The organism is Sphingomonas bacterium, assembly GCF_903644135.1.
In the GTDB taxonomy this organism is placed as follows: Bacteria; Pseudomonadota; Alphaproteobacteria; order Sphingomonadales; family Sphingomonadaceae; genus Sphingomonas.
This window is the reverse complement of record NZ_CAHJXA010000304.1, coordinates 1-3438: the sequence shown is the minus strand read 5'-3', so window position 1 is coordinate 3438 and position 3438 is coordinate 1. Positions and strand designations below refer to the sequence as shown.

The window sequence follows — 3438 nt, the reverse complement described above, 5'->3', positions numbered from 1 at the left end:
GGAAGGTGTTCATCGTCCGCTGGCCGTCGGGGGTGACGAAGATCAGGCAGCGCGCGGTGGTCGGCTCGCCGGCGCGTGACGCGGTGTCGAAGGCGATGCCGGCACTCTGGATATCGTGCGCGAACACCTGTCCCAGCTGGTCGTCGGCGACCTGACCGATAAATCCGCAGCGTCCGCCCATCGCGGCGATGCCGGCGACGGTGTTGGCCGCCGAGCCGCCCGACGCCTCGATCCCCGGCCCCATCTTGGCATAAAGCGAGTCGGCCTCGGCCGGAGAGAACATCAGCTGCATCGACCCCTTGGTCATGCCCTCGCTGGCGATGAAGCCGTCGTCGCACTGGGACAGGACGTCGACGATGGCATTGCCGATGGCGACAACGTCGTAGCGGGGTTCGGGCAACGAGGGTTCCTCAAGCAGGCGGGAGTCGCCGCGCGATAACGGCGGCCCGGCGCAGGCGCAACCGCGGCGGGGTTGCACGCGCCCGCCCCGCCGTGCTTCGGATGCGCGAAAGGGAGCGACCATGGCGCGCGTGACGATGATCGGACTGGCGGCGATGGGGCTGCTGGCGGGCTGCGGGGCGACGAACGCACCGCCGGCCAGCATCGCGACCCGCGCGCCCGCCTTTGCCAATGTCGGGCTTGAGCGGGTGATGGGGCAGGATGCCGGCACGCTGACCCGGCTGTTTGGCCAGCCCGACGCCGACCTGCGCGAGGGGCCCGGGCGCAAATTACAGTTCGTCGGCCGCTTCTGCGTCCTCGACGCCTACCTCTATCCCAAAGGCAGTGCGGAGCCCCGCGTCACCTGGCTCGACGCGCGCGAGCCCGACGGCAGCAGCATCGACCGCGCCAGCTGCGTCGCCGCCTTGACCCGCCGCGAAGGTGGTAAGTAGCGTGATTGACCGCATCGCCCTGCCTACCGGTGTCGAGCTTGACGTCGAGGTCGCGGGCGATCCTTCGCACCCCTCAATGATCCTGCTCCACGGCTTTCCCGAGTCGCATCGGACATGGCGTGGCATCGTCCCCGACCTAGCGCGCGACCATTTCGTGCTGGCACCCGACCAGCGCGGCTATGCGCGCTCATCCAAGCCTGCTGGCGTCCAGAGCTACGCGCCCGACAGGATCGTCGCCGATGTCCTGGCGCTCGCAGACTATTTTGGAATCGATCGTTTCACCCTAGTCGGCCACGACTGGGGTGGCGCGATCGCGTGGATGACGGCACTGAGCCGGCCGGATCGCGTCAATCGGCTGGTGATCGTCAACGCGCCGCATCCATTCGTCTTCCAGCGCTCACTGTTCGATGACCGCGAGCAGCGCCAAGCGAGCCAGTACATCACCGCCTTTCGCAGCACCGGCTTCGACGCTTGGCTTGCCGAGCATGGCCTGGATACGTTTCTGGGCTCCACCTTCGCCAGCCATGTCGTCGAGGCGATCGCCGGCGAGGACAAGGCTGCCTATCTCGACGAATGGTCGCAGCCGGGCGCGATGACTGCGATGCTCAACTGGTACCGTGTGTCGAGCATCGTCGTGCCGCCGGTCGACGGGCCGCAGCTGCCGCGCCCCATCCTCCTGTCCGCCCCCTTCCCACCGGTGACGCAGGATACGCTGGTGATCTGGGGCATGCGCGACCGCGCCCTGCTGCCGGTGCAACTCGACGGGCTCGGCCAGCTTGTGCCGAGACTGACGGTCGAGAAGATCGATGCCGGTCATTTCGTGCCTTGGGAGAAGCCCGACGCGGTACTGGCAGCAATGCGGCGCTGGGGCATCTGAGCGCGCCGGCCGCCGTCCTCAACCTGTCGCGATGCTGACGACCGCATACCGGGGCCGTTCACACCGGGAGGCGCAGTCAGGGATTATGCCGGGCGCGAGCGCGGCATCCATCACGGGAGTCACGACATGAAGACAATCATCCTCGCCGCCTTGGCCGCCACCGCCCTGGTGCCCGCCGCCACCAGCGCGCAGAGCTATGGCGACCAGCGCCCCGACCCACGCGATCAGCGTCAGGACCAACGCCAGGACCCGCGTGACCAGCGCCAGGGCCCGCACGATCAGCGCGGCGATCAGGGTCGCGGCGGCTATGGCGACCCGCGCGGCGCTCGCGACGACCGCGGCTATGGCGATCAACGTGGTCCGCAGGGCGGCCAGGGCTATGCCGGCCAGCGTCCCGGCGGCGGCGGTGACTGGCGCGACTATCGCCGCACCAACCCCAACGCCTTCCACCGCGGCGGCTATCGCGGGCCGAGCGGCTATCGCTACCGGCCGGTGACGCCGGGCTATCGCTTTGCGCCGGGCTATTATGGCCGCAACTACTGGCTCAACGACTGGCAGAACTATCGCCTTGCCCGCCCGCTCGGCTATCAGCGCTGGGTCCGCTACGGCAACGACGTGGTGCTGGTCGACATCCGCAGCGGCGCGGTGGTCAGCGTCTATAACGGGTTCTTCTTCTAACCCGGCGCGCGCGGCGGCTCGGGGTTCTCGCCCCGGGCCGTTGCGCCCTCCCCCCCTCGCCCGTAAAGCGCGGCCTCGCATGGCCGCTCCCCTCATCATCGCCGTCCCCAAGGGGCGCATCCTCGCCGAGGCGCAGCCGTTGCTGGCGCGTGCCGGGGTGCGGCCGGAGGCGGCGTTCTTCGACGAAGGCAGCCGCGCGCTGCGCTTCGCCACCGACGACCCCTGCATCGCGCTGATCCGGGTGCGCGCCTTCGACGTCGCGACTTTCGTGGCGCACGGCGCGGCGCAGCTGGGCATCGTCGGTGCCGATGTGCTCGCCGAGTTCGCCTATTCGGAGCTGTATGCGCCGGTCGACCTCGGCATCGGCCATTGCCGCCTGTCCGTTGCCGAGCCTGCCGCGCTGGCCGCGCAGGACGACCCGCGCGGCTGGAGCCACGTCCGCGTCGCCACCAAATACCCGCACGTCACCGACGCCCACTTTGCCCGCCGCGGCGTCCAGGCGGAGTGCGTCAAGCTGAACGGCGCGATGGAGCTGGCCCCGACGCTGGGCCTGGCACCGCGGATCGTCGACCTGGTGTCGTCGGGGCGCACGCTGGCCGAGAACGGGCTGATCGAGGTCGAGCGGATCATGGACGTGACCAGCCGCCTGGTCGTCAACCGCGCCGCGATGAAGACGCGCGCCGAGGTGGTGCCGCTGGTCGAAGCGTTCCGGGCGGCGGCCGCGTGATCCGCCTCGCCACCACCGACGCCGGCTTCGCCGCCGCCTTCACCCAGCTGGTCGAGGCGCGGCGGGAGGCGGATGCGGACGTGTCGCGCGACGTCGCCACCATCCTCAGGAGCGTCCGTGACGAGGGCGAGGCGGCGGTGCGCGCCCTCACCCTCAAGCTCGACCGTCACGACCTTGACCAGACCGGCTGGCTGGTCGATCCCGCCGACTGCCGCGCCGCGTTCGACGCGCTGGAGCCTGGCCTGCGTGTCGCGCTGGAACTCGCC

General features: G+C 70.0%; 6 protein-coding genes. 5 read left to right on the top strand and 1 reads right to left on the bottom strand.

The genetic code is table 11. The features are described 5' to 3' along the window. A partial coding sequence (locus HUU96_RS13410) for a PfkB family carbohydrate kinase (RefSeq protein ID WP_254605228.1) occupies nucleotides 1-400 on the bottom strand: 400 nt, incomplete at its 3' end. 121 nt (nucleotides 401-521) lie between these two features. On the opposite strand from HUU96_RS13410, the gene HUU96_RS13405 reads away from it, so the two are divergent. The 5 genes from HUU96_RS13405 to HUU96_RS13385 form a co-directional block, all read left to right on the top strand. Beyond that, entirely contained in the window at nucleotides 522-890 is a 369-nt protein-coding gene (locus HUU96_RS13405; RefSeq protein ID WP_254605227.1) for a hypothetical protein, read from the top strand. Between the two features lies 1 nt (nucleotide 891). Then, nucleotides 892-1767, top strand: a complete 876-nt coding sequence (locus HUU96_RS13400) for an alpha/beta fold hydrolase (protein ID WP_254605226.1) — start codon at nucleotides 892-894, stop codon at nucleotides 1765-1767. Between the two features lie 126 nt (nucleotides 1768-1893). Continuing rightward, nucleotides 1894-2445, top strand: coding sequence for an RcnB family protein (locus HUU96_RS13395; RefSeq protein WP_174293256.1), 552 nt, complete (start codon nucleotides 1894-1896; stop codon nucleotides 2443-2445). A 79-nt stretch (nucleotides 2446-2524) separates the two neighbouring features. Beyond that, complete coding sequence (gene hisG / locus HUU96_RS13390) at nucleotides 2525-3172, top strand: ATP phosphoribosyltransferase (protein ID WP_174293255.1); 648 nt, start codon at nucleotides 2525-2527, stop codon at nucleotides 3170-3172. Further along, nucleotides 3169-3438, top strand: a 270-nt coding sequence (locus tag HUU96_RS13385) for a histidinol dehydrogenase (protein ID WP_174293254.1), incomplete at its 3' end; no start/stop codon positions are given. The genes hisG and HUU96_RS13385, both read left to right, overlap by 4 nt.